Below are 26,876 nucleotides of genomic sequence, written 5' to 3'. Positions count from 1 at the left end.
GGAAGTAGCACCGTGTTGCGAAGTCATGCCGGCTAAATCAACTTCGACGCCGTATCGCCTGATGATAGTGTGCCGGTGATATAGCGTGCCGCACGCTCGATTTCAGGGAACATTGTCTTCTCATTGATGCCGAGCTTGTCGAGTTCCTTGAGAATGTCGGCCTTTGATTTTGCATTGACCGTGATGTGCTCGACCTTTATCTTGTCCACGCTACCGCTGACAATCTCCTCGTCGAGGCCGAAGGCGAAGAAAGCGCCAGCTTGGGCGAGAATGCGCTTGTTGTTCTGCTTTGGCTTAACCAGCAATATACTGTCGAGGTCGCTTGGTATGATCTCGGGCAGAAAGCCATTCTTCTCCTGCAGAATGAAGTGCAGCAGCCGCTTGACCGGTGTGCTGCCATTGAATTTGATTTGCTCAAGGTCCGTGTCGATTTTTTCCTTGTAGTTCCATGAGAGTCTGGCGAGGTTGGTCAGGCAGCTCACGGTGTCGCTGTCGAAATAGCGGATGCGGCGCTTATGGACGAGTAGAATGACGACTTGGCCATCCATTTCCACCGTACGAGTAGAAGGCCGACCATCTCGTTTGATCAGAATTCGTTTTTTGACGCTCTCACAGGCAAAATAGAGCGCCACTAACGGATTGAATGTCACGTCAAGCAATCGGGTCGGCAGCGAATAGTGCTGCATTCTCACCAGCATTTCGAGCGCACTGGTGTCGCCGTGAAAATCCTCTGGATGAGCCGCGATTAGCTCACGCAGCAGAATGTGCTCGTTCTCTTTGGTGCCGGATTTGCGGAAGATCGACGGCTTAAGCTTAAAATCGGTGCTGCCGTGGCCCCGATAGGAGGTAACGATGCTGGTCGAGGTGGACCTCTCAAGGATGCTTTCGACGAATTCCGACACGGATGTAATCGACAATTGCGTTCCTCCCAGTCCTGCCACCCTCAACGGCGCCACGCTTATAGGTGTGTACGCTATGTGAGGCGAACGCAGAAATAGTGCGCGGTGTCGGCGACCGAAAGCAAGCGATGGCGGGCGATGTAGTGTCGAAATCCTAGGCTGAGCGCGAGCCCGTCATTCAATCAGCCACACCGAAATCCCCATCTTGCGCGCCTTGTCGACGAGGTTGGCATTGATGCCATTGCCTGGGCAGGCGACCACAGCCTTGGGCAGTGCTTCCAGCATCTGATCGTTGCGCCGAAACGGTGCTGCTTTTTTGAAACGTGACCAGTCTGGCCGGAACGGGACATGGGTGATTTTGCGATTGCGCGCCCATAGCGAAGCGATGTGTTCCCCGCCGGTTGGATTGCCGCCGTGGAACAGGACCATGTCTGGATATTTGGCGAGCACCTTGTCCAGGACGGCCCATATCCGGTTGTGGTTCTGATAGTCAGGACCGGACGTAAACGCGATGCGCGTGCCCACCGGAAGCAGCGGCTCAGTCTCTGAGCGACGTTTGGCAGCGAGGAAGTCGCGGCTGTCGATCATGGCGGCTGTCATAGTGCGATGATTTACGAGTGACCCGGTGCGCGGGGTCCAGGCCTTGCGGAAATGCAATTCGAACTGGTCTCCGGCGGCATCACGCATAAATTCCATCGCATTGCGGCGTTCAATCAAGCTGGTGCCTTCGCGAAGTAGGCGTTCGAGTTCGACCGACATGACCTCGGAGCCATCCTGCTCGCGCTGGCTGCGCTTCTGAGCATCTTCATTGTCGTCGAGTTCGCGCTGGATCCGGCCTTCGGCTCGGTGGAAGAGATTGGCGAGCGACCAGCACAGGTCCTCCAGATCGGGTTCGAGCCTCGTGTCTATCATGGTGGCGATGAGGGCATCGAACATGTCGGCGACGGCGCCAGCGGCAATGCGCTCTTCGGGGAGCGGTCGCGGGTCGGCTTCGTCGGAGAAGGGGCGATAGCCGTAGAGGGCGATTTCATCGAGGAGATGGGCGGTGGCTGAGGCTTCGTGTTCGGGTTCTGAATCGGTCGTGATGGTCATTGCGTCGGTCCTTGGGGCCTTGGGACCGGGCAACTTGTCCGGCCTTCATGGGCGTCCCTCTGACCGGCTGACGCGAGGCTGCATCCGTATGGACCGAAGTGCAGCGGAGGATGGCGGACGGGCGGCTATTTTGGTTCGCGATGGAAAGGCGCGGACGCGCCGCCGGAAAATAGCCGCATGACCGCCATTGCGGCCTCGCGGCAGCCGGTCTTTCGGACGCCACTCGAAGAAGGCCGGGGCTGGGCCAGGTCTTGGCTCAAGTCCCATGCACGTTGCCATCGCCCCATCCTCCAACTCCGTATCGGCTCAGCCAATTTCGACGGAAAAGCGTGTCTGATCCTGCGCTCGGAGATGATGGCGGACCCGTTCCGCCAGTGCAGCAACGCCATGCTGGCGGAGGTCGTCATTGAAGTCAGCGAGGACAGGCATGAGTGATACAAGTTCAAGCCCTGCTGCCTGTGTGCGCTCGGTCAGGACGCCAAACGCTGCGTCGCCTGCAGCATCCAAGTCACGTGCGACGTAGAGAAGTCGAAGTGTTGGCGGAAGCAGGATGGCGGCAAGGTGGGCTGACGAAGTTGCGGCGACCATCGGCATGGTTGGCAGAACTTCGCGCAACGACAGCATGGTTTCAATGCCTTCGCCTGCGATCATGACATCATCCGCAGATCCGAACCTGATGGCGTTGCCGAGGATGTTGCCCATCGCCCTGCGCGGCGATGCGACTTTGGCCTTCGCGCTGCCGGATGGATCGAGCCAGGTGCGATGGGTGCCGGTCTGCACGCCGTCGTTGTCGGTTACTGCTGCAATCAGTGCCGGGAAAGCGCCTAGTGTTGCTGGATCATCGTCCTCGTTCGGTCTGTAGTAGCATCGCGGATGAAAGCGCAGGGCTGGCAGGTCAGATACGCGTGTGATGCCACGTGATCGCAGGTAGGTGCTCGCCATTGATCCAGTCAGTGGTTTCGAGGCGGCAAACAGGCGTATGGCAGCGGTTGTGGATCCTGCGCGCGCGGGCTTGGCGAATGACGCGGCACTGCGCTGATCGTCCAAAGCCGATGGTGGCAGGCTGAGGAAGCGTTCGGCTTCCTCAATGGTTTCGGACAGACGCCCATGCCGCTGGTTGAGCCGGATGAGATCAACGAGATCGCCATGCTCACCGGTTGCGGCATCGACCCAGTTGCCGATCGCGCCGCGTTCGGTTTCGAATAGGCGGACGTAGAGACTGCGCCCGGGTGTTCCGGCGACATCGCCAACCATCCAGTAGCGGCCTTCGCGCCTGCCTGCGGGCAGATAATGGCGGCAAACGGCCTGCACGTTCTGCGCAAGCCGTTCCGATAATTCTGCCGCGCGCGTAGAGAGCTTTGCCATCTCAGGCAGCCTTTCGATCAAGAATTCGGGCCAAGGGGTGCCGTTCGAACAGTCGCTCGAGCACAGCCGACCCTGTCACCATGTTGTCGGGCACGAACAGACGCAGTTTCCAGCTGATTATCTCTGAGAACAGCCCCATGGCTTTGAGCCGGTCGATCGCCGCCGATCCGAACCCGGTGAGTTCGATCCGGTTCACCTGCATCAGCCGCGACCGGCGCAGTTGCAGCCCATCGGCAAGGTCGAGCACCGCGTGCCCTTCACGCAGCAATGCAAGTGCCTGTGGTGGCGATAACACTGGCGCGTCTGGCCTAGCTGTCGCGCTCGCTGCCCATGCTGCGGACACGCGGCGACCGACAATGCGGGTGCCATCGTCGGTCTGAAGCCGATAGACACGCGTGGATTCCTCGGGAAGCTGTTTCCAGATTGGCAGCAGGAGGCCGGTGACGATGTGCAGTTCGCTTGTCGTGAACTCATCGATTTGTGCCACCTCGTCCTGCCAGATTGTCGCGAATGTCCGCTCGTCCACCTCCTCCCAGTGGGTCTCGGGCAGATGGCTATGGGCAAAGTTCAGCCGCTCCATCGGCCGGATCAGCCGGACGCGGCGTTCAACTTCGCCATCGTCGAGCATGACGCTGCGAGCCGGCAGCTGCACTGCAGCGCGTTTCGAGCGAGTGTTGACCAACAGCCGTGCTCCAGGCTCACGCCGAAGGTCGAGCGCCCGCTCGAGCGAGACCGGCTGATTGCGTTGCTGCATTGCAATCGTGAGCAACCGGGTTTCTGCGCCGGTGGCCGGATGGACGTAGATCGGCTCGCTGCCCGTGGCGGTGAAGCTGTCTGCGGTGAGCGTTTCCAGCCCGAGATCGTAACTGCCCGCCGCGATTGTGCTCTCGACCTTGGCGCTAAGCAATTGCTCGAACACCGTGAACAGCACGTTCTGCATATCGATGGTGAGTGCCAGCAGCCGGTTCAGGAAAGTCGTGATCGGCGGCAGTTCGTCCTTGAGGCACCCGCTTCTGTCGGTCAGCGACAGGCCGGTCATGCTTTCGAAGGTCGCTAGCGAGCATCGCTCGACCTTGCACGCATAGATCAACACATAGAGCTGGCGCAGCGCATCGCGGGCATAGGGGCTTTCGAGATTGTCTTCGGGGCGGAACAGCCCCTGACCACCGGTCTGCCGCTGTCCGCGCGTGATCGCACCCAGAGTGTCGAGCCGCCGGGCGATTGTTGAGAGGAAGCGTTTCTCGGCCTGGACATTAGTGGCCACCGGCCGGAACATCGGCGGCTGCGCCTGATTGGTGCGATTGGTGCGGCCCAGGCCCTGGATAGCAGCATCGGCCTTCCAGCCTGCTTCCAGCAGATAGTGATGGCGGAGCCGCTGGTTCCTCGCGCCCAGATCGGCATGGTAGCTGCGTCCAGTGCCCCCGGCATCGGAGAATACGAGGATTTGCTTGCGATCCTCCATGAATGCCTGCGCTTCGGCGAGGTTGGCATGGGCAGGCCGGTTCTCGACCGCGAGCCGGTCACTATTCGCGTCGACCCTGCGGACGATCCGCCGCGATCGACCAGTTACCTCGGCCACCATATCCGTCCCGAACCGCTGGACGATCTGGTCCAGTGCGCCTTGCACCGGCTCCATTGATGCCAATTGTTCGATCAGCCGGTCGCGCCGCTGACAAGCCTCGCGGCACTGCACGACATTGCCATCCTCGTCATAGGCTGGCCTTGACGCGAGATTGCCGTCGCCGTCGGTGAAGCTCTCATGAAGCTGGGTCGGGAAGCTGTGGAGGAGGTAATCCAGAACATATTCGCGCGGCGTGATATCGACCTGAGTGTCGTTCCACTCGCCCGGATCGATGTCGGCGAGGCGGCGCGACAGCAGCGCTTCCCCCGTCGAGACGATCTGCACCACAGCGGCGTGGCCATCGGCGAGGCCCTGCTCGATCGCGGCGATCAGCGTTGGCGTCTTCATCGCCGTAATCAGATGATTGAAGAAGCGCTGCTTGGCGGATTCAAACGCCGAGCGGGCCGCAGACTTGGCCTGTGCGTTGAGCGTGCCCTCGCTGCTCGTGACGTTGGCGGCCTCCAGCGCTGCGTCCAAGTTGTTGTGGATGACCTGAAACGCCCCGGCATAGGCATCATAGATGCGGACCTGGTCCGGTGTCAGCTGATGCTCGACCAGCTCATATTCGACGCCTTCGTAGGAAAGCGAACGGGCGGCATAGAGGCCGAGCGATTTCAGATCGCGGGCCAGCACTTCCATCGCTGCGACCCCGCCCGCTTCGATGGCCGCAACGAAATCGGTGCGCTTGTCGAAGGGAAAGTCTGCGCCGCCCCACAGGCCGAGCCGCTGAGCATAGGCAAGGTTCTCGATCGTGGTTGCCCCGGTTGCAGAGACATAGACGACCCGGGCATCGGGCAGTGCATGCTGCAGGCGCAGTCCGGCACGTCCCTGCTGCGAGGGGGCGCAATCGCCCCGTTCGGATTTGCCGCCTCCGGCATTCTGCATGGCATGGCTCTCGTCGAAGACAATGACCCCGTCGAAGTCGGTCCCCAGCCAATCGACGATCTGCTGGACTCGGGAAACCCGGTTTTCGCGCGCGTCGGAGCGTAGCGTGGCATAGGTCGTAAAAAGGATGCCCTGCTCGAGCCGGATGGGTGTGCCTTGACGGAACCGGGTGAGCGGGGTGACCAGCAAGGGCTCTTCCCCCAGAGCTTTCCAGTCGCGCTGCGCATCTTCGAGCAGCTTGTCGGACTTGGAAATCCAGACCCCGCGCCTGCGACCCTTGAGCCAATTATCGAGCAAGATGCCTGCCACCTGACGCCCTTTGCCAGCGCCGGTGCCATCGCCGAGGAACCAGCCCTTGCGGAACCGGACGGCCGTGTCGCAGTCATCGGGCGCAGCCTCGACCCTGTCCCAGGTCGCATCGACGGACCAGCTGCCGGCGAGATGGTCGGCATGGGCTTCGCCCGCATGAATTACCGATTCGAGCTGGGCATCGGACAGCAGCCCCTGTTCGACGAGGCCCGCGGGCAGATGCGGGCGATAGCTCGGCTTGGGCGGCGCAACCGAGGACATCGCGGCTGACTGCACCAGTCGTGTCGGATGCGGCTGAGCGCCAGCGATGCGGATCGATTGGAGCGTGTAGGGCTCATAGAGCGTTTCGGAGAGCTTGCCGTCGGTCGGAGCACACCAGTCGATCACATCATAGTCGAGCGGCACGCCGGATGTCGCAGGGATCGGGGCTGCAGCCAGTCTCGGCTTTGGGCTGGCTTTGATCGCTTTTGAATTGCGGGCAGCGACCAGTGGCTGAAGCGCTGATGCGGCGATGGGCTGACGTGGCGGGAGGCTGTCGGCCAACCAGCGCAGCAAGGTCGCAAGATCGGGAGCCATGCCTGGCGACGCCGGAAATTGCGCTGGATCGTCAGCGGGAGCCTTGTCGATCACGGTCAACCGGGTTTCGATCGTAGTGCCGTGCGGTGCGAATACGCTGCCCGCAATGCTCGCGCTGAACACCACCCGGGCCTTGTCCTGCATCCGGAAGAAACCATCTTGCCATGCCTTGTGATCTGGCGCGCAGTTGGACCCTGTAATTGCGACGAGCCGACCGCCGTCGGCAAGCCGCGCCAATGCTGACGACAGATGTCGGTACGCTGCGTCGGCTACACGGGCTTCGACATTCAGTGCTGCCGAGAATGGCGGGTTCATGATGATGCAGCTCGGCACCACAGCTGCATCGAGCCGGTCGTGGATCTGTGCGGCGTCATGCATCGACACGGCCGAGCCTGCGAACAGGCTGCCAAGCAGGGCTGCACGCACGTCGGCGACCTCGTTCACGGCCAGCCTGCATCCGGCGAGCTCAGCCTGTACCGCCAGCAGTCCCGTGCCTGCAGAAGGTTCGAGCACCAGTTCGCCTGGCAAAAAGCCCGCAGCAAACCCGGCCACCCATGCCAGTCCCAGCGGCGTCGAGAACTGTTGGTAGGCGTGCATTTCCTCGCTGCGCCGGGTTTGCGTCGGGGCAAGCCGGGCAATCCGTTCGACCAGTTTCAGCCGTTCGAACGGATCGGCGGTCCTGGCGTGGATCGCCGGGCCGTAGCGGCGCATGAACAGTAATTGCGCGACCTCGACGGCTTCGTAGGCGATCTTCCAGTCCCAGGCTCCTGTCGCATCGCTTGCGCCAAAGGCGGACTGCATGGCGGTGCGAATGGCGGGCGTGTCGATCCGGCGACCGGCGGCAAGGTGGCCGAGCAGGTCATGGGCTGCGGTGATGATCGCGGTAGCGGTTTGCTGCGGGCAAGCAGCGGCAAGCGGGCGCGCGGAGGCCCCCGCCAAAGGCGAGTTGGTCATGTCGGAATTCCTTCAATGAAGTTGGGGGAGTGCAGGCCGGATCAGGCGGGCGGAATATAGGCCTCGTAGGGATTGCCCGGTGCGAGGTGCCCGAACGGTGTCATCACATAGTCGCCGTCGTCGCGGCCAACTGCGCAAAGAACGTAGCGGGTTTCGCCGCTGGCAACCTCGGTACATTCCATCAGCGCGAGATCGCCCGCTTGTGCCGCTTTTAGCAGCGTCTTGAAATTGGCGCGGGCATGGTCAGGAATTGCCATGGCAAGGCTCCTTCATCGGTGAGGGGGGGCAAGACACGCGGGGCGACCGGGGCCGCCCCGCGCGAGCAAAGTTCATTCGGCAGCGATCGCGAAGGCGCCGTCGGCGTCCGCCTGTCCGGCATCATCCGCGAGGAAATCGGGCAGGACCGCAATTTCAGTTTCGTCTCCTTCGATGACCGGCAACCGCAGGGGTTCCGGCAACCAACCGGCGCCGCTCAGCAGCCGTTCGGCCTCGCGTGCCATGTCACCCTTCTTGAGATGTTCGATCAGGGCTGCGGTCGCATCGCCCTTGGCTTCGCGGACCGCTTCGATGATCCGGGGCTTGGTCACCCGCCCGAGGTAGTTGTCGACCGTTGGCGTCCAGCCAGCCTCGGCCATGTCGAGCCCGACGACTGCTGCCAGAGCATCTGCGGCGGCAATGCGCTGCGCCACGCCATGCGCCGAGATGCGTCCATCATAGCCCTTGCTCGGCTCAAACAGTGCGTTGACGCCATGGCTGACACAGTGGGCGAGCAGCGCCATCTGCTCATCCTGCGGCATTGCGGCGAGGGCGTCCCACAGCGCCTGTGGTTCATCCGGCAGCCTTTCACCCCAATGTTCGTGCCGCGCCTGGATCGACTGGCTCCAGACACTCTCGCGCAAGTTTGGTGCGACATTGCCGAGCCAGGCCTGGGTAACGCCGATCTGCACACAGCCATGAGTCCCGTGGGGACGGAACACCGCCAGGACGAGCGCATGAAGAAGGGCGAGGAACGCCGCCTGCGGAGCGTTGGCCAGTGCATCGCGCAGCGCGAGCGTGCGTTCAGCAGTGAGTTCGGAAACGAGCCTGTCAGGCAACGGCTTGATCGCCTCATCTTCGTCGTCGTCACCGCCGATTGGCGCCGCTTGCCCTGCGACGGTGACAGTCGCGCCATCGGACATGTCGGGGTTGGTTTCGTGCGCACCGTCATTCTGGCCTTCTGCGACGGGTTCATCTTCAGGACGGACATAGCCGCGGTCGATCCGCAGGCGACCATCGTGGGTCAGCGAAATGAACACGCCAGCACGCACCATGTCGTCCGGATCGTAGACCGTGGGACGGCTGTTCAAGGCGGTCAGTTCGGCATCGATTGCGGTCAGCCGCGCATCGACTTCGTCCGGAAGGTCGCTGCCATCGCCGTAGTCGTCGCCAATGCGGTCATATTCCTCGACCAGCACATCACGCCGTGCCTGCTCGTCGTCGGTCAACGGAACGGTCGTGGCGACGATCCGGCGTTTGCCGCGCTCGCAGCCATAGGGCAGGTCAACCGCAGCCTCGACCCATTTCCAGCCTTCTGCACCGATTTCCTGTGCGAGTTCGGAGAGCTTTTCGCTCACCAGCAATTCGACCAGTCCGGGATCCTGCAACCATCCATCCTCGTCCGACGAAAACAGATCGCGCATCACATAGCCGCCAGCCTCGGTGTAGGCGTCAATGCCGATGAACCGGACGCGGCGGTCGCTTGCGGAGATCGCATCTTCGGTCAGCAAGCGGCGGATGTGGTAAGCCGGCACATGGTGCCCCTGATTGACCTGTTCCCAGACCTGCTCCTGGCGCGCGTGGTTGTCGGTAACCGAGAAGGCCATGAGCTGTTCGAGCGTGATGCCGTCGTCACCATAGATCTCGAGCAGGGTGGGCGAGACCGAGGCGAGCCGCAGGCGCTGGCGTACGGTCGAGACAGAGACGAAAAACCGCGCGGCGATGTCTTCCTCGGACAGGCCAGCTTCGATCAGCGCGCTGAAGGCACGGAACTGGTCGAGCGGATGCAGCGCAACGCGCATGACGTTTTCCGCGAGTGAGTCCTCTTCGGCAATCCCGGCTTCACGCACGACGCAAGGAACGGGCTGATCCTTGGCCATCCGCTTGGTCTTCACAAGCAGTTCGAGGGCTCGGAAACGGCGGCCACCGGCCGGCACTTCGAACATGCCGGTTTCCTTCCCGTCGACATCGAGCAAGGGGCGGACGTTGATGCTCTGGAGCAGGGTCCGGCGGTAAATGTCCTCGGCCAGATCCTCGATCGAAAGGCCGGCTTTCACGCGCCGCACATTTTTCTGGCTCAGCACCAGCTGCGAAAACGGGATGTCGCGCGAGGCGCTGAGCACGAGCTTGGGCAGTGTCTTGGTCATGGGGTTTCTCCATGACGGGCCGCCCGAAAGACTCTCTCTCAGGCCCGAACCCGTCACGAAGCGAAGCGCCGCCCTCTCACTTTCGAGAAGGCAGCGCAACGCAGGAGTAACTGGCTGGGCCCGGGCACGCTTAGTGCACCCGGTCGAGCAACTTCTTGGCCTTGCCTTCCATATCGAGCCGGGCGTCCTGATGGGCCTTTGACCGCGCCAACGCGGTGATGCCCTGAACGAAATCGAAGATCGATTCCGGCGGTCGGCCTTCCTCGGCGAGGACGGTCTCGATGATCCGGCCGGTTTCAGCCTTGGAGAATCCGCGCGCCCGGAGGAAATCCTGCCGGTCTTCGTCGCTGCGGGCGACAATTCGCTCTCGGGCGGTCTTGATGCCGTTGACGAACGGCTGCGGCGAGGAATTGGCAAAGTTCAGCAGCGCCGGTTCGGCTTCGTGGGCAAAGCGGTTCGCCGCATATTTGCTGTGGCGGATGCTGATCTCTTCGAAGTCCTCCACCCCCCACAGGTTCCGGTTCTGGCAGACCGCGCGCAGGTAGAAGCTCGCCATGCCGAGCGTCTTGGCGCCGACCTCGGAGTTCCAGCAATAGAACCCGCGGAAGTAGAGATCGGGCGATCCGTCGGGCAGCCGCCCGGCTTCGATCGGGTTGCAATCATCGACCAGAAACAGGAAGACGTCGCGATCGGACGCATAGAGCGTGGTCGTATCCTTCGAGATGTCGACATTAGGGTTGTAGACCCCGGTCGACCAGTCGAGCACGCCTGGAACCTTCCAGCGTGTGTCGCCGGTGCCGTTGCCAGCGATCTTCTGCACCGCTTCGACGAGCTCATGGTCGTAGATCCGGCCGTAATCGGGGCCCGTCACGGCGCGCAGTTCGACGCGGCCATTGTCGGTTTCGAGCGTCTTGATCTGCTCGGCTCGGTTGGAGGTCAGCCCGTATTGCAGATTGATCGCGGCGAGCGGCGCCGGAAGTTGGCGCAGATAGGCAGCAGGAGCGCCTACCTGGCTGGCCAGTTGCCCAAAGCTCCAATGAGTTGGCGTCACCGGTGCCTCGGCACCCGGCAACATGAGAGTCAGGCGTTCCGGATCATTGCGGTTTGCTTCGACATGGATCAGCGCCGTCTCGACCACGCGCGTCCGGCTCCGGTCAGACCGACCGCGCACTGATCGGGCCAGATCGCCCAGTGACAAAAACCGTTCATCATCGGGGCGCGAGAACCATTCCGACGACACCCGACCCACGCGCGAGCCGCGCGAGACATCGACCTTGTAGCCACCGTTTGGGTCGCGGCGCGTATCGAGAAACTGCATATCCATGGGAAAATCTCCATGACGGCTGGCCGGGAGCCTCTCTCTCGACCCTCATCCCGTCACGGCGAAGCCCCGCCAAACTCTCACTCTCAAATCCCAAGCCTTGTAGTTGCACGAGCGACCAGCGCGATTACCAAGACAAGAAACTGCACCCTGAAAGAGGCGGAGCATCGTGTCATCGCTCGTGCAGGCCGAAAGGCGGGGCCTGTCGGCTTTCCCAGCCTGCGCTTCGTTTCGTGTCCGCCGGTTCAGAGTGCGTGCGGGGCCCTTGTGGTGAAACGCCGCGCCCGCAGGAGTGCACCGGAACGGCGCACGGGACCGAGCGCGTCGCCAGCCCCGCTCCTCGTTTCGGGGCGTTGCGGGGTGTCCCCGCTGAGGTGGGTGTGAAGAAGACGCTCAGCGGCTTCGACCAGGGAGGAAACGTCCTCCCACACATCGAAAATCAAGCCTCTACGCCAGACTACGAAACACGTTGATTACGTGGCGATTACGTGGCGCTCGACAGCCCCTTGGAAGGGGTGTATATTTACACCTAAGTCGTTGAGAAGTTTGGTGGACGCACTTGGGCTCGAACCAAGGACCCGCTGATTAAGAGTCAGCTGCTCTACCAACTGAGCTATGCGTCCATTCCGATCAGCCCTCGAAGGGGTCGGACTGCAAACCGGAGAGCTATGTAAGCGCCCTGATCCGCGTGAGGCGCTGCATTTAGCGCCTCTCGTTTGGATGGCAAGGGGTTAAACGCAGGAAAGTGAATTTATAGTGCCAACCCACGACGCGGGGCCGCCTTGTTCCAGCGATTCACCATCATCAACAGTCCTATGCAGATCATGTTCGTCATCATCGAAGAACCCCCATGGCTCATCCAGGGCAGGGGGATACCCTTGGCCGGCGCCATACCCATCACCATCAACAGATTGATCGCGATGTAGAAAAAGATCGTCGCTGTCGCCCCTGCGGCCAGCAAGGCACAAAAGCGGTCTTGCGATTCGCTGGCAACCTTCCAGCCCCAGCGCAGGATCAGCGCATACATGGTCAGGACGAACATTCCGCCAACCAGTCCCCATTCTTCAACCATGCTTGAAAAGACGAAGTCGGTGTGGGGTTCGGGCAGATAGTTCAGATGGCTCTGCGTGCCGTTGTTGAATCCCTTGCCGAAAATCCCGCCCGATCCGATTGCGATCTTGGATTGCGCGATGTGATAGCCCGCGCCGAGCGGATCGTTTTCCGGATCGAGGAATGTCGTGACACGGGCACGTTGATAATCGTGCAGCGCGAAGAAATAGATAACGGGCAGGGCGGCGACGCCGGCCCCTGCTGCGGTCAGGAACCACCACAGGGGAAGACCTGCCAGAAACATCACCACCACGCCCCCAAAGGCAATGGCGACCGATGTGCCAAGATCAGGCTGCATCAGGACAAGCCCGATGGGCAGCAAAATCAGCATGCCCGATGGCATTGCCGAACGCCAGGATCCAACCATGCCCGGGGGCAATGTCTCGTAGAACCGCGCCATCGCCAGAACCACCGCCGGTTTCATGATTTCGGAGGGCTGGATACGGATCGGCCCGAATTCAAGCCAGCGCTGGCTTCCGCCGCCCACCTGACCCACGATCTCCACTGCCAGCAGCATGAGCAGCACCATCAGATAGGCTGGGTACGTCAGCAATCGCACGGCATCGCGCGGCAGCGATGCAATGATCCCCGCCATGACCGCAAACACCAAAAACCGTACCAGATGCGACATGGCAAACGGCTGCATCGCGCCGCCGCCTGCCGAATAGAGCACAAGTCCGCCAAATCCGGTCAGCAGCACCAGAGGGATCAGCATTTCCCACGGCTGACGCGCAATCGGTTCGGGGACGATCCCGCGTGATGCGTAAGTGTTCATTCCGAAGGCCCGGTTACCGGCGGTGCCGGGGCAGCGGCGGCCGGCGGCGATGCGGATGCGCCGGGCAGCACGGCCGGCCCCGGCGGCGTGCCCGAAGGATTGGCTTCCGGGCGCGGCGCAATGACTTCATCTGCGATCGCTTCAGGCTGCGTGGCAGCGCGGCGCGCCTCGGCCTCGACGCGGTCGAAGATTTCCTCTTCGCGGCGAGGCGGGCGACTGACAGTGGCGCCGCGTTCCGCAGCGTAAGCCGCATAGCGCGCATCAAGCCGTTGCTGGGCGGTACCGCCCCATCCTTCTTCGAGCGCCGACAGCGCTTCAAGCCCCTTGGTCGGATCGAACATGAAAGTCATCACGTCCCGCGCAATCGGATAGGCCGCGCCCGAACCGCCGCCGTGTTCGATCACGACAGCTCCGGCGTAACGCGGATTATCGTACGGCGCAAAAAAGATGAAAAGACCATGATCGCGGTATTTCCACGGTCCGGATTTGCCGTTCGAAATGCTAAGCGAGACGACCTGCGCGGTGCCTGTCTTCCCGGCAATCTGCACCCCGTCGATCGGGAGCCGTGCGCGGCCCGCTGTGCCGGGGCCGTTGACCACATCGCTCATCGCCTGGCGCACGTATTCGACCTGTTCAGTCGGAAAATCGATATCGTCGAAACCCTTGGGCTTTGTATCCAGCGTCAAACGCGGCATGACATGGCGGCCGGTGGCCAACCGCGACGCCATGACGGCGAGCTGTAACGGGCTGGACAGCATATACCCCTGACCGATCGTTGCGTTGACCGTATCGAAGGTCTGCCATTCGCGGCCCCACTTCTTCATCTTCCAGGCAGGATCAGGAACGGTGCCGTAAAACTGGCTGGTGACGGGCAGGGGAAATTCCTGCCCCATCCCGCAGCGCCGCGCCATCGCGGCAATCGGGTCCATGCCGACACGCTGCGCCATGGCGTAGAAATAGACGTCGCAGCTTTGATAGATGCCCTTGGCCATATCGACCGCGCCATGACCGCGCCGGTTCCAGCAGCCAAACACACGGTTGCCGACACGCAAACCGCCGCCGCAGAACACGGTTTCCGCAGGATCAACCCCTGCCTGCATCAGCGCCATCGACACCATCGGTTTGACTGTCGATCCGGGCGGGTAGAGCCCCTTCAGCACCTTGTTGCGCAGCGGTACGCGTTCGTCATCGCGCAGCATCGCGTATTCCACGCCGCCGATCCCATCCGAAAACGAATTGGGGTCGAAGCTGGGCATGGACGCCATACACAGCAAGTCGCCCGTGCGGCAGTCCATCACCACCACCGAACCGCTTTCAAGCCCGATGCGGCGGGCGGCATAATCCTGCAGCGGCCCGTCAATCGTCAACTTGATGGGGTTGCCCTGCACATCTTCCCGGGTTTCCAGATCGCGCACAATTCGTCCCGATGCCGTCACTTCAACCCGCCGCGCACCGGGCACCCCGCGCAGATTGCGTTCAAATTGCTTTTCCAGCCCGTCCTTGCCGATCTTGTAACCGGGTGTGATGAGAAGCGGATTGGGGTCTTTTTCGTATTCCTCAGCCGATGCCGGGCCGACATAGCCGATGAGATGGCCGACGCTGGATGCGGTGGGGTAAAACCGTGAAAATCCGCGTTGCGGGACCACGCCGGGAAGGTCGGGCAATCGCACGCTCAGCGCGGCGAATTGATCGTACCCCAGCCCGCTGGCCACTTCGACAGGTTGAAACCCGCGGGCGGTTGCGACCTTGTCCTTGATATCAGCAATCCGCGACGGCTCCAGCGCAAGAAGCTGGCCGAGGCGATTGATCGTGTCCTCGGCATTCTGAAGTCGTTCGGGGATAATATCGACACGGAAATCGGCGCGGTTGGATGCAAGCGGTGCGCCGTTGCGATCCAGTATCCATCCGCGCCGCGGAGGAATCAGTGTCAGGTTGACCCGGTTGCTTTCGGATTCGAGCCGGTATTTCTCATTCTCGGCAACAGCAAGATACCCCAGCCGTAGCGCCAGCAAGACCCCGATCCCTCCCTGCACGGCGGCAATCATCGCGCCGCGACGCTCGAAACTGCTGCGCAGGATCGAGGCGTTGACCATCCGCGGGCCGCGGTCCGGTCCATCGCGCAGGAACGGGATCTTCATCAGTTGATCCTTCGTGCCCGCGCCAACCGGAACCGGTCAAGCCCAGCCACGATCCGCGCGATAAGTGGGTATAGCACCACCGCCAGCAACGCCTGCGGCAGCGCAACGATGAACAGGTCTTGAGAAAGACGTGCGCCCGATGTCAGCAGCGCAGCAAACCAGTAGATAGTGGCGACGAGCGCGGCCGTAAACCAGTCCTGCCAGAACCCGCGCCAGGGAAAGCGTGTTTCGATCAGTTCAATGAAGATCAGCGCAAGCGACCACAGCAAAACCGCGCTGCCGAAAGGCTGTCCGCTCACCAAATCATCAAATGCGCCCAGTGGCGCGCCGGCCCACAGCGGCAAAAGACCAGGGCGCACCAGCCGCCAACCCAGCAATGTCAGAAAGCCGAGCGACGGCAATAATGGCATCAGATCGGCAATCAGCAGCACGGGAAGCACCGAACCCAGCATGACGGTTAACCACGGCACACTACGCGCGCGCAGCGGTGAGGGCGCACGGTTGATGCGTCGCCCGTAAATGTCCGAGCGCGACCTGGGATCCAGCCGCTCCATCACTCCGCTCCGGTCACGGCGCCTGCGGGTTCCGCCGGCGCAGGCGTGGAAGAGGGAGAGGGCGATGCAGCGGGCGATGCGGCCGCCGTGGGCGCATCGATTTCTTCAAGTTCCGCCACGGCAACCGGTTCGTGCACAGGTTCAACCGCCACGAAATTCGTCGCCGAAGGTTCGGCCACCAGCCGCGCGATACCGCCATCTGGGGTAAGTTTCGAAATCACCGCAACGGCAACGCCGGGGCGGTAATATCCCCCCGCGCCGCTGGTGACCAGCAGATCGCCAACCTTGAGCGGATTGACGCCGAGATTGACCAGACGGATCCGCAGCAACCCATCGCCGCGCCCTTCGGCAAAGGCGATCACGTTGTCCTTTGCGCGGCGCACGGGAAGCACGCTTTCGCTATCGGTCAAAAGCATCACGCGCGCCGAGGTACGGCCCGCTTCGAGCACACGGCCAACAACGCCGCGTTCGGAAATCACCGCCATGCCGGGGGCAACACCGTTTGCACGGCCTGCACTGATATAGGCGTGACGCCTCGCGCTGGTGGCTGTCGATCCGACGAGGCGTGCCGTGGCAACGGGACGCGCTTCGCTGTCGCGCAAGGCCAGCAAGCCTTTCAACCGACGGTTTTCGGCCTTGACGGCCTCGGCTTCGCCAAGACGGATACGCGCAATCTCCATTTCCTGCCGCAATGCCGCATTCTGCCGCCCTGCGTTGAAATAGCCGCTGATGCCAGCGAAGAAGCCCTGCGATCCTGCGCGCGTGACCGCGCCGACTTCGCCAGCAGGGGCCACCACATCGCTTGCAACACCGCGCACGGGTGCAAACGCCGCCGGATACCACAAGGATACCGCAAGCAACGCAAGACCAAGCAAAGCCCCCGCACCGGCCAACAGGTAGCCGGTAAACAGCGAGAACTGCGCCTTCTTCGAAAAGCCCGATCGGCGCGAAGAGGGGGGCGCCATGGGTTAGGATCCCTTCTGTCGTATAGGGCGGCTCAGATACGCGTGCGTCACGCGGTCATCAGCACGCCGCGATAGATGGGATCTTCCATCGCCCGGCCTGTGCCGATCGCGACGCACAGCAGCGGATCTTCGGCGACCGATACCGGCAGGCCGGTTTCTTCACGCAGATGTTCGTCCAGCCGGCGGATCAAGGCCCCGCCGCCGGTCAGAACGATGCCCTGATCAACGATATCGGCTGCCAGTTCGGGCGCGGTGTTTTCAAGCGCGATGCGCACACCTTCAACGATCGCGCCGATCGGTTCGCTCAAGGCTTCAGCGACATGAGCCTGATTGATCGTGATTTCCTTGGGCACGCCGTTCACAAGGTCGCGGCCCTTGAGGGTGATGGTTTCGCCAAGACCATCTTCGGGGATCATCGCGATCCCGTAATCCTTCTTGATGCGTTCCGCAGTGGCATCCCCGATCAACAGGTTATGGTGACGGCGCACATAGGAAACGATGGCTTCGTCCATCTTGTCGCCACCGGTGCGCACCGATGTGGTGTACGCCAATCCGCGCAGGCTGAGCACGGCTACTTCGGTCGTGCCGCCGCCAATATCCACCACCATGCTGCCAACCGGTTCCGTCACCGGCATATCGGCGCCGATTGCCGCGGCCATGGGTTCAAGGATCAGGTGGACATCGGAAGCACCCGCGTTGGAGGCCGCATCGCGGATGGCGCGGCGCTCAACCGATGTTGATCCTGACGGGACGCAGATCACGATCTGCGGCGGCGAAAAGATCGAGGTGCGCTTGCCATTCACCTTGCGGATGAAATGCTTGATCATTTCTTCGGCCACTTCGATGTCGGCGATAACGCCATCGCGCAGCGGCCGGATGGCTTCAATGCTGTCGGGGGTCTTGCCCATCATCATCTTGGCATCATTGCCGACGGCTTTGACCCGGCGAATCCCGTTGATCGTTTCAATCGCCACCACCGAAGGCTCGTTCAGCACGATGCCTTGATCCTGCACATAAACAAGCGTGTTGGCCGTACCAAGATCGATGGCCATGTTTTGCGAGCCGAATTTGAAGAATTTGGACAGGAAGCTCATGTGTAGTGGTGTTCCAGTGATGGCGGGGCGGGTCCGCGCGACGTTCCGGACAAACGGCAGCGGAAAAATTCGACCCGGTTATGACATGACACCGGGCGCCTAGCGAATCCGCAGGCAAAAGGCCAAAATATTTGTCCACTGCCAAAGCGATTTCCGGCCCTGTCCCCTCGAAATTGCGACGTCCGAACGCTAGCGTGCGACAAATGCCCGAAATCCGCCGCCTCCCATCCGCTCTTGTCAACCGTATTGCCGCCGGAGAGGTGGTTGAACGACCGGCTGCGGCGCTCAAAGAGCTGGTGGAAAACGCAATCGACGCCGGTGCGCAGCGAATCGGCGTGATACTGGCAGAAGGCGGCCTCACGCGGATCGAGGTGATCGACGACGGGTGCGGGATGGGGCCGGATGCGATGGCGCTGGCGTTGGAACGGCACGCGACATCGAAGCTGCCCGATACGCTGATCGGTCCGGACGGCGCAATCGAACTGGTGACGACACTGGGCTTTCGCGGCGAAGCCCTGCCATCGATCGCCAGCGTCGCGCGCCTTACGATCGAAAGCCGCGAAGCGGACGCGGGCGAAGGCTGGCGGCGCGTCATCGATCACGGCGCCGTGCTGAACGATGAACCTGCTGCGCTGCCGCCCGGTACGCGCGTGCGAGTGGAGGAACTGTTTGCCAAGGTGCCGGCACGCCGCAAATTCCTGCGCACCGCCCGCAGTGAATATGCCGCTTGCCTGGATGTGGTGCGCCGCCTTGCCATGGCGCGGCCCGATGTCGCTTTCAGCCTTGAAACCATCGGAGACAACGGCAAGCGCACAGTGCTTTCGCTTCAGGCGGGCGAAGACCTGGCAACCCGCGTCGCACGCATCATCGCGCACGAACTGAAAGATAATTCGGTTGCGATCGATATGCTGCGCGAAACGCCGCACGGCATCATGCGGCTGACCGGACTTGCTGGCCTTCCGACGTATAATCGCGGGGTGGCCGATCACCAGTATCTGTTCGTCAACGGCCGCCCGGTGAAGGACCGCTTGCTGGTGGGCGCCGTGCGCGGCGCATACGCAGATATGTTGGCGCGCGATCGCCATGCGGTGCTGGCGTTGTTCCTCGACCTGCCGCCGCCCGATGTCGATGTGAATGTCCACCCGGCCAAGACCGAAGTGCGGTTCCGTGACAGCGCCGGCGTGCGCGGGTTCATTGTCAGCGGACTTCGTCAGGCGCTTGCAACAGGGGACAGGCGCAGTGCGCAGGGGCCGGATCGTGCCGCGATGGGGCGATGGGTTTCGGAACCTGCACCCAGCGCGTCAGCGCCCACCGCGCCGACGCTGGCAAATATTTTTGGAGGCGGTGATGACAGCGCGCCGCACACCCGTCTGGGCGAGGCGCATTCGGCTTGGACGCCGCCGCTTGCGCAGCCACAAGGCCGCGCTGAAGAAGCCGCGCCTTTGCCCGAGCAGGCCCACACCTATCCGCTTGGCATTGCCAGAGGTCAGGTCGCCAATACGTATATCGTCGCCGAATCCGCCGACGGGTTGGTGCTGGTCGATCAACACGCTGCGCACGAACGCCTTGTGCTGGAACGTCTGCGTGCGGCTGGAGCGGGGGAGGCCAACCGCCGCAGTCAGGCGCTGCTGGTGCCCGATGTGGTCGATCTCGACGAAGTCGATTGCGACCGGTTGGAGGATGCCGCCGAAGGGCTTGCGCGTTACGGACTGGTGATCGAACGATTCGGCCCTGCAGCGATGCTGGTTCGCGCACTTCCCGCAGCTTTGCCCAAGGCCGATAGCGGCAGGCTGCTGCGCGATCTGGCCGACGATATCGCCAAACACGGCAAGCAAGAGGACAGCGGGGCGCTGCTGCTTGCCGAACGGCTCGAACTGGTGCTGGCGACGATGGCATGCCACGGATCGGTGCGCGCCGGACGAACGCTGAGCGTGGCGGAGATGAACGCTCTCCTGCGCGAGATGGAGATCACGCCGCGATCAGGTCAATGCAATCACGGACGACCGACATGGGTCAAGCTGTCGATGGAAGATGTCGAAAAGCTGTTCGGACGGCATTGAACCTGCTGACACGTCAGCCTTTGCGAAACTTGGGTACGCGGCCATCGGCATCGAAATCGGGGACGATGGCGTACCGCGCCAGCACAAGGCTGAAGAGGCCGAACATCAGCAGACCGATCGCAAACACGGTGTAAAGCCAACCCGTGCCAGCCAATGCCCCAACGGCTTCGCCCAGTGTTTTCACATTGCCTGCACCTTCGGCCATGAAGCCTGTTTCGATCAGCGACCAAGCCGTGACGCCAAACACCACGGCGCGGGTGGCATAGCCTGCACGCCCCATCCAGCGGGTCTGATCGGGTGCCGCGGGCGATATGCGCGCCATGAAGCTGGCGGTGATCGCCTTGCTGGCCTGCGCAAAGGCCGCAAGGAAGAACACCACCCCAAGAAGGCCGACGATCACGCCGCCAAGTTCAAGCGACAATACGCCGCCAGCTGCTTGAGAAGCACTGCTTTCGCCGCCGCTTTCGGTATTGGTGGCAAACTTGTAAGCCGTCCAGGCAAGCGCCAGGTGGCCAACCGCGCTTCCGGCATGACCGATCCGCTGTGCCCAGCCCTTCCAATCGGACCCATTGTGCTCGATGTCGAACACTGGCGACGCCAGACGAAACAGGGCGTAGCACGCAAGCCCCACCACCAGAATCCACAGCAGCGCGGTTCCGCCGGGCAATTGCGAGACTGTGGCAAAAATCCCGTCGGTGCCTTCAGAAATTTGTCCGATGGTGCCCAGCGCAATCAGTCCGAGCACGATGTAAAGCAGCGCGCGGGAGAAATAGCCGGCGCGTACCATCATATCGAACTTGCTGTCGGTGTCGGGCATTGTCATCTTTCACTGGGATGGCCGCCATGTGCGGGCGGTTTGCCGGGAGGCAGATCAGACGTTGAACTTGAATAGCAGCACGTCGCCATCTTGCACGACGTATTCCTTGCCTTCCTGACGCAGCTTGCCCGCTTCTTTTGCACCAGCTTCGCCGCCGAGCGCGATGTAATCTTCGTAGGCGATCGTTTCGGCGCGGATGAAGCCGCGTTCAAAGTCGCTGTGAATCTCGCCTGCCGCCTGCGGGGCCTTGGCACCATCGGGGAAGGTCCAGGCGCGTGCTTCCTTGGGACCGCAGGTGAAGAAGGTTTTCAAGCCCAGCAGTTTGTACCCGGCGCGGATCACGCGGGCGAGGCCGCTTTCTTCAAGCCCCAGTGCTTCAAGAAATTCGCCCCGGTCTTCGATCGGCATCGTCACCAGATCGGCTTCGATCGCGGCTGACACCACCACGGCTTCGGCGCCTTCAGCCGCAGCCTTGGCGAAAACCTTGGCGGACAATTCATTGCCTTCGGCTGCGTCTTCTTCCGCGACGTTGCATACGTAAAGAACAGGCTTTGCGGTCAGAAGCTGTGCCTGTTTGAACAAGCGATCTTCTTCGTCATCAGCAGGCACGGTGAGGCGGGCAGGCTTGCCATCGCGCAGCAGTTCAAGCGCCTGACCCAGCACGCTCGCCATCGCCTTGGCTTCCTTGTCACCGGCCGCGCCGCGCTTGGCTGCGGCGGGCACGCGCTTTTCTAGGCTTTCCAGATCGGACAGCATCAATTCGGTTTCGACCACTTCGGCGTCAGCGATGGGATCGACCTTGTTGGCGACATGCTGGATGTCGCCATCTTCAAAGCAGCGCAGCACATGGACAATCGCGTCCACTTCGCGGATGTTGCCGAGGAACTGGTTGCCGAGCCCTTCGCCCTTGCTCGCGCCCTTCACAAGGCCCGCGATGTCGACAAAGCCCAGCTGCGTTTCGATGATCTTGGCGCTCTTGCCAATCGCGGCAATCTTCTGCAACCGGTCGTCCGGCACGGCCACCTGCCCGACATTAGGCTCGATTGTGCAGAACGGATAATTGGCCGCCTGCGCGGCCTGCGTTTCGGTCAAAGCATTGAACAAGGTGGACTTGCCAACGTTGGGCAGACCAACGATCCCGCAACGGAAACCCATGATGTATGTTCTCTTGGCTATAGGGAAAGCGCGGCCCTTAGCGCCGCTTGGACGAGATAGCCAGAGCGCGCAGCACCTGTGTCAGCCAAGATTGTGCCGCTTCCGCCATTGGGCAAGCTGCTGCGGGGATGACAGGCGCACCACCTTGTCCGCATAGGGCACAAGCGCGCGATCGGTGCGGACACGCGGGCCGGAATTCCAGTTCAGCACATACCAGAAGAACGCAGCATCGACGCGTTCCGGACAGCCTTCGGGCATGTCAGGACGCGATTGGCCACGCAGTGTCGTCACCCGGCGGATCAATCGCCACAAGCACAGGCGTATCGGAAAATCGAGGTAGATCACCGTATCTGCGCGGGCGAGGCGCGGGGCAAGCGTGCTGCCGTAATTGCCTTCGATCAGCCATGTGCTTTGCGTCACGGCATCGGCAAGGCGCCCGACAAGTTCGGCCTTGTCGGTTTCGACCCAGCCTGCCTGCCAGCCCAGCTGATCCATATGCACAAGCGGCAGGCCAAGTCGCGGCGCAAGTTCGCGGGCGAGAGTGCTTTTGCCCGAACCACAGGGTCCGATAATCATGACCCGCTGCATGATAGATTACCCCTGCATTCTGAGAGCAACATCGTTCATGAAGCGCACATCATCACCCTTGGCAAGCCATTCGGCTTCTGCCCCGATGGCGCCGAGCATGGCGACCAGATCATCCTGTTCATCCTTGGCGTAATTTCCCAGCACGTGGCCCGTCACACGATCCTTGTGTCCCGGATGACCGATGCCCAGCCGGATGCGGCGAAACTCGGCGCCCCCAAGGCTGGCGGCGTGCTGGTCGATCGAGCGCAGGCCATTGTGCCCTGCGTGCCCGCCGCCCTGCTTCACCTTGACCTTGAAGGGGGCAAGATCAAGCTCGTCATGAAATACCGTCAGCGCATCTGTGCCCAGCTTGTAGAAACGCAGCGCCTCACCAACGGCGCGCCCGCTTTCGTTCATGAAGGTAGCAGGCTTCAGCAGCAGCACCTTGTGCGTGCCGATGCGCCCTTCCTGGGTCCAGCCTTGGAACTTGGTCTGCACCGGGCCGAAGCCGTGCATGTCGGCAATCACATCCAACGCCATGAACCCGACATTGTGGCGGTGGAGCGCATAACGCGGTCCGGGATTTCCAAGGCCGACCCAGATCTGCATGGCGTGTTTCCTAGCTGCGGCTTACGCAAAACGAAACGCCGGACTTCCCTTGCAAGAAGCCCGGCGTCTGTAAGCCTGGATCGAACCGATCGCTTAGTTGACTTCGGTTGCCTCGGTCGTTTCGGTCGAGGTGTCGCCTTCGCTGCTCTTGAGCGCCGACGGCGCGACAAGCGTTGCGATGGTGAAGTCACGATCCGTGATCGCGCTGGTGACGCCCTTGGGCAGGGTCACTTCGCTGATATGGATCGAATCGCCCACGTCCTTGCCGCCGACGTCGACCTGAATTTCTTCAGGAATGTCGGCGTTGGGGCAGACCAGTTCGAGTTCGTGACGGACGATGTTAAGAACGCCGCCCTTCTTCAGACCGGGCGAGGTATCTTCGTTGATGAAGACCACTGGCACCTGCACCTGGACCTTGCTGTCGCCGGTCATGCGCAGGAAGTCGACGTGGGTCGGCCGGTCGGTGACGGGGTGGAACGCCACATCCTTGGGCAGAGTACGGACGGTCTCGCCACCGATCTCGATGTTGACGATCGAGTTCATGAAGTGGCCGGTCATCAGCTGACGGACCAGTTCCTTTTGCTCGACGTGGATCAGGGTGGGTTCTTCCTTGCCGCCATAAATGACAGCAGGTGTCCGACCATCGCGGCGAAGTGCTCGGGAGGCTCCCTTGCCAGCCCGTTCGCGCGCTTCAGCCGGCAGGTTCAGAGCGTCGCTCATAATCAAGCCTTTCGAATGCGTGTTTGAAGGTATCGTTCCGCGCACCGCCTCCAGGGATGACCGGAGCGCCGAAGCGCGGGCCCTTAATGACAGGTGGCCCCTTTGGCAACCGTTTTAGGGGATCGGGCGCACGCTGTATCCTTGCGCCCCCAGCATAACGACAAGTCCATCGGGGCCAACCAGGTGCGCAGCGCCCACGGCGATCAGCGGGCGGGGCGCATCGGACAGCAGCGGCGCCAAGGCAGATACCCAGCGTCGGTTCCGGCCGACAAGCAACGCTTCGCGCAGCACAGGATCGACCAAGAACCCTTCGCGGGTGGACTGTTCGATCGCCGCGGCGTCTCCTGCAAGCCACGCCCGTTGCAAACGCAGCGGATCGCGCTGTGTATCGCCGCTGTCCTGCACCACTGCGGCCAGCATCGTGCGCTGGGCCGCTTCGGGCAAGCGGTCGAATATCGAAAGCTGACCGCGCAGACCTTCAAGTTCGCGGATAGGGCGACCGGTGAAATCTGCGATCAGGGCGCGATCGACGCCGTTCGCCCAATCGCCCGGCGCGTCGATCCCCGCAAGGCTGATGGCCATCACCCAGGTTTCCTGGTCGGTGAAGTCGCCGCCGCCCATGTTGCCGCGTTCTGCCAGTGCGGCAAGCTGCGGGCGCAGATCGGGAGGAAGACGCTGAGGCAGGGGCGGCAGGCCGGGGGTCGTGGCCAGGTCGGCGATAACCGTGCGGTGTTTCGCAGGATCACCCAGCCGGACTTCAACCACCAGAAGATCGGCATCGCCAATGGCGTCAGAAATCGCCGGCGTCTGCCAGCGCGTGCCAGCGGGGAGGGCGTGGATCGTACCCAGCAGCCACCCTTCCACCGTGCCATCGGATGATGCAATTTCGTAGAACAGCGGGCTGGCCACTGGCCCGTCATCGGCACCCTTGCCGGGTGCATCGCTGCAACCGGCAAGGGACATCAACAGCGTAGGGGCCAGCACGGCCGCAAGAAAACGTCTTGCGATACGTGCCGGGCTGGCTCCAGCGGACGGCATCATCGTCTTACTTCACTCGCATCGTGGTGATGCCCTTTTCGGCGAGGTAATCCTGCACGCTCTTGGCACCCGCAAGATGGCCTGCGCCCACAGCGATGAACACCGAACCCGGTTCGTCCATCCGCGCATCGATCCATTCTGCCCAATTGGCATTGCGGCTGTACAGAAGCGCATCGGCCACCGCCGGATCGGTCATGCCTTCGTTCATGATCGCGGCCAGCGCATCGGCATCGCCCTTGACCCATTCGGCCACCATACGATCGAGCATCGGCTTGACTTCGCCGATCCCGTTGGCCGCTTCCATCATGAAGGCGATCTGCGCGTCCTGGGTCATGCCATCGAAAATGCCGAGCTGAAATTCGGCGGTTTCCAGTGCGCCGGTGGGCTTTTCGGGAACCTTGGCCAGCAACACCTTTTCCACGCCGCTGTTCAGGTCATAACCCTGCTGCATCAGCGGTACGATCGACATCGTCAGACCTGCGAGCCAAGGCTTGTAAGGATCGAAGGCTTCGGCCGGAATCCCCAGTTTCGCCATTGCCGCAGTGTAGATTTCGGCCTGCTCTGCCGACAGTAACGAACGCAGCGTGGTTCCGGCGGGAAGGACACCCTTTGCCGCAGTCAGCTGCTGCAGCCCCGCCTGGCTTTGTTCGTCCATCGGGATTTCGGTGACAATCATGTCCGATCCGGTCAGCGCGTCGGCGATGGCCGCATCGTACCACTGCACTTCCTTGGGCAGCACGTGAACCGTGCCGAAAAGGTAGATCGTGGTGTCTTCATCAGCGACCTTCCACAGCGCCGGGCCGCTGGCTGCAGCCACGGCGGCATCGGATGTGGCGTGATGATCGGCAAAGGCGGGGCTCGCGGCAAGAAGCGCGAAGGGGGCGGCGGTAAGCGCAAGAAGAGAGCTGAGTTTCATAAAACATTCCTTTCAGAGGTAAGTCGGGTGGAGACAGGAAAATGGAAGGGCATTATGTCTGCGCCCAAAGTAGTCAGACGACAGTATGACCAGGACGTTTGCTTATCGTCTTATGCGAACATCTATCCGGCCCGCTTCACGAACCAGACCGCGGTGAAGACAGCCAGCACGCTTATGAAAACGATGCCGCCATCGACGCCGGGCAGAAAACCCGCCGCTGCGCCCAGCCACCAGCCGATCGATCCGTACAGATAAACCGACAGCGCCCAGTAGCTTGCAGTTTTGACCGAGGCGAAGTCATGCTCGTCCATCTGATTTTGCCAGAGCAGACCGATGACAAATGACAGACCAAGAAGAACGTAGCCGGCAATTGCCTCTCCCTCGCTCAGCACGAATGTACCATCAATCAACCGGTCGATCGCGTCGGTAATGACCAGATACATCCCAAGCAGTGCGCCGATCAGCCCGCAGGTCAGCAGGATCAGTTGCGACCGGCCGGTCTTCGATCGCAGATTCGGCGGATCGAAGCTGCCGATGCGGATGGCGCCAAGGATGGCGGCGGCGCCCAGCGCCATTACGGTGCCGCACACGGCAATCAGGAGCAAGGTGATGCCTTTTTCCATGCCCAGCGCGATCCCCGCGGCAAGTCCGCCACCAATCAGGCTGATGCCAAGATACATCAGAACCTGCGCCAGAACCTGATGGCCTGTGCCGCCCGGACGGTCGGCCACGTTCGGATTAGACTTCATCATCGAAAATCTCCTCGATGCGCATGTCGAACAGGCGCGCGATGCGAAAGGCGAGTGGGAGGGAGGGGTCATGCTTGCCAGTTTCGATGGCGTTCACCGCCTGGCGCGACACATCCAGCTGACCCGCCAGATCGGCCTGGGACCAGTCGCGCTCGGCACGCAGGACCTTGAGTCGGTTCTTCATC

The 26,876-nt window shown here is 62.0% G+C and carries 22 protein-coding genes and 1 tRNA gene; 1 reads left to right on the top strand and 22 read right to left on the bottom strand.

The genetic code is table 11. The annotated features are described in order from the left end of the window. Positions 1-32 precede the first annotated feature (32 nt). The 13 genes from SJY33_RS04755 to SJY33_RS04695 all read right to left on the bottom strand — a co-directional run bounded on the left by SJY33_RS04755 (position 33) and on the right by SJY33_RS04695 (position 18,060). Entirely contained in the window at positions 33-917 is an 885-nt protein-coding gene (locus SJY33_RS04755) for an FRG domain-containing protein (protein ID WP_379921443.1), read from the bottom strand. 156 nt (positions 918-1,073) lie between these two features. Continuing rightward, the gene (locus SJY33_RS04750; protein WP_379921442.1) at positions 1,074-1,991 is read right to left on the bottom strand and encodes a DUF2493 domain-containing protein; all 918 of its coding nucleotides are present in this window, start codon (positions 1,989-1,991) and stop codon (positions 1,074-1,076) included. A gap of 306 nt (positions 1,992-2,297) precedes the next feature. Then, positions 2,298-3,356: a toprim domain-containing protein gene (locus SJY33_RS04745; RefSeq protein ID WP_379921441.1), complete on the bottom strand. Its 1,059-nt coding sequence runs from the start codon at positions 3,354-3,356 to the stop codon at positions 2,298-2,300. A 1-nt stretch (position 3,357) separates the two neighbouring features. Then, positions 3,358-7,701 (bottom strand): strawberry notch-like NTP hydrolase domain-containing protein, encoded by a 4,344-nt coding sequence (locus SJY33_RS04740; RefSeq protein WP_379921440.1) that lies wholly within the window; start codon positions 7,699-7,701, stop codon positions 3,358-3,360. 41 nt (positions 7,702-7,742) lie between these two features. Then, positions 7,743-7,958 carry a DUF6117 family protein gene (locus SJY33_RS04735; protein WP_379921439.1) on the bottom strand — a complete coding sequence of 72 codons (216 nt, stop codon included), beginning with the start codon at positions 7,956-7,958 and terminating at the stop codon, positions 7,743-7,745. Between the two features lie 72 nt (positions 7,959-8,030). Beyond that, positions 8,031-10,103 carry a ParB/RepB/Spo0J family partition protein gene (locus SJY33_RS04730; protein ID WP_379921438.1) on the bottom strand — a complete coding sequence of 691 codons (2,073 nt, stop codon included), beginning with the start codon at positions 10,101-10,103 and terminating at the stop codon, positions 8,031-8,033. Positions 10,104-10,233: 130 nt separating this feature from the next. Further along, complete coding sequence (locus SJY33_RS04725; RefSeq protein WP_379921437.1) at positions 10,234-11,427, bottom strand: DUF932 domain-containing protein; 1,194 nt, start codon at positions 11,425-11,427, stop codon at positions 10,234-10,236. 544 nt (positions 11,428-11,971) lie between these two features. Beyond that, positions 11,972-12,047: transfer RNA gene (locus SJY33_RS04720), tRNA-Lys, on the bottom strand. A gap of 128 nt (positions 12,048-12,175) precedes the next feature. Continuing rightward, positions 12,176-13,309 (bottom strand): rod shape-determining protein RodA, encoded by a 1,134-nt coding sequence (gene rodA, locus SJY33_RS04715; RefSeq protein WP_379921436.1) that lies wholly within the window; start codon positions 13,307-13,309, stop codon positions 12,176-12,178. Further along, positions 13,306-15,447 (bottom strand): penicillin-binding protein 2, encoded by a 2,142-nt coding sequence (gene mrdA, locus SJY33_RS04710; protein ID WP_379921435.1) that lies wholly within the window; start codon positions 15,445-15,447, stop codon positions 13,306-13,308. Before mrdA ends, rodA begins: the two co-directional genes overlap by 4 nt. Further along, positions 15,447-16,001, bottom strand: a complete 555-nt coding sequence (locus SJY33_RS04705) for a rod shape-determining protein MreD (protein WP_379921434.1) — start codon at positions 15,999-16,001, stop codon at positions 15,447-15,449. The genes mrdA and SJY33_RS04705 overlap by 1 nt, the downstream gene beginning before the upstream one ends. After that, positions 16,001-16,966, bottom strand: coding sequence for a rod shape-determining protein MreC (gene mreC / locus SJY33_RS04700; protein WP_379921433.1), 966 nt, complete (start codon positions 16,964-16,966; stop codon positions 16,001-16,003). Before mreC ends, SJY33_RS04705 begins: the two co-directional genes overlap by 1 nt. 47 nt (positions 16,967-17,013) lie before the next feature. Beyond that, a complete protein-coding gene (locus tag SJY33_RS04695) occupies positions 17,014-18,060 on the bottom strand; it encodes a rod shape-determining protein (protein ID WP_379921432.1) in 1,047 nt (348 codons plus the stop codon). Positions 18,061-18,263: 203 nt separating this feature from the next. Here SJY33_RS04695 and mutL point away from each other — a divergent pair, with 203 nt between their 5' ends. Beyond that, complete coding sequence (gene mutL / locus SJY33_RS04690; RefSeq protein ID WP_379921431.1) at positions 18,264-20,120, top strand: DNA mismatch repair endonuclease MutL; 1,857 nt, start codon at positions 18,264-18,266, stop codon at positions 20,118-20,120. Between the two features lie 13 nt (positions 20,121-20,133). On the opposite strand, the gene SJY33_RS04685 is transcribed toward mutL, so the two are convergent. From SJY33_RS04685 to SJY33_RS04645, 9 genes are all read right to left on the bottom strand, one after another. After that, positions 20,134-20,937: a DUF1206 domain-containing protein gene (locus SJY33_RS04685; RefSeq protein WP_379921430.1), complete on the bottom strand. Its 804-nt coding sequence runs from the start codon at positions 20,935-20,937 to the stop codon at positions 20,134-20,136. A gap of 54 nt (positions 20,938-20,991) precedes the next feature. After that, positions 20,992-22,092, bottom strand: coding sequence for a redox-regulated ATPase YchF (gene ychF, locus SJY33_RS04680; RefSeq protein ID WP_379921429.1), 1,101 nt, complete (start codon positions 22,090-22,092; stop codon positions 20,992-20,994). Between the two features lie 81 nt (positions 22,093-22,173). Further along, complete coding sequence (locus SJY33_RS04675) at positions 22,174-22,668, bottom strand: topology modulation protein (protein WP_379921428.1); 495 nt, start codon at positions 22,666-22,668, stop codon at positions 22,174-22,176. Positions 22,669-22,686: 18 nt separating this feature from the next. After that, a complete protein-coding gene (gene pth / locus SJY33_RS04670) occupies positions 22,687-23,268 on the bottom strand; it encodes an aminoacyl-tRNA hydrolase (protein ID WP_379921427.1) in 582 nt (193 codons plus the stop codon). A 93-nt stretch (positions 23,269-23,361) separates the two neighbouring features. Then, a complete protein-coding gene (locus SJY33_RS04665; protein WP_379921426.1) occupies positions 23,362-23,988 on the bottom strand; it encodes a 50S ribosomal protein L25/general stress protein Ctc in 627 nt (208 codons plus the stop codon). A gap of 114 nt (positions 23,989-24,102) precedes the next feature. After that, complete coding sequence (locus SJY33_RS04660; protein ID WP_379921425.1) at positions 24,103-25,029, bottom strand: TraB/GumN family protein; 927 nt, start codon at positions 25,027-25,029, stop codon at positions 24,103-24,105. A 4-nt stretch (positions 25,030-25,033) separates the two neighbouring features. Continuing rightward, a complete protein-coding gene (locus SJY33_RS04655; RefSeq protein WP_379921424.1) occupies positions 25,034-25,942 on the bottom strand; it encodes a TraB/GumN family protein in 909 nt (302 codons plus the stop codon). 122 nt (positions 25,943-26,064) lie between these two features. Next, positions 26,065-26,694, bottom strand: coding sequence for a hypothetical protein (locus tag SJY33_RS04650; protein ID WP_379921423.1), 630 nt, complete (start codon positions 26,692-26,694; stop codon positions 26,065-26,067). Further along, positions 26,681-26,875, bottom strand: coding sequence for a helix-turn-helix transcriptional regulator (locus tag SJY33_RS04645; protein WP_379921422.1), 195 nt, complete (start codon positions 26,873-26,875; stop codon positions 26,681-26,683). Before SJY33_RS04645 ends, SJY33_RS04650 begins: the two co-directional genes overlap by 14 nt. Position 26,876: the final 1 nt, after the last annotated feature.

Origin of the sequence: Erythrobacter sp. R86502 (genome assembly GCF_042466465.1) — a bacterium.
Lineage (GTDB): Bacteria > Pseudomonadota > Alphaproteobacteria > Sphingomonadales > Sphingomonadaceae > Erythrobacter.
The sequence above is the reverse complement of the archived record's forward strand: the minus strand, read 5'-3'. Positions and strand labels throughout refer to the sequence as shown.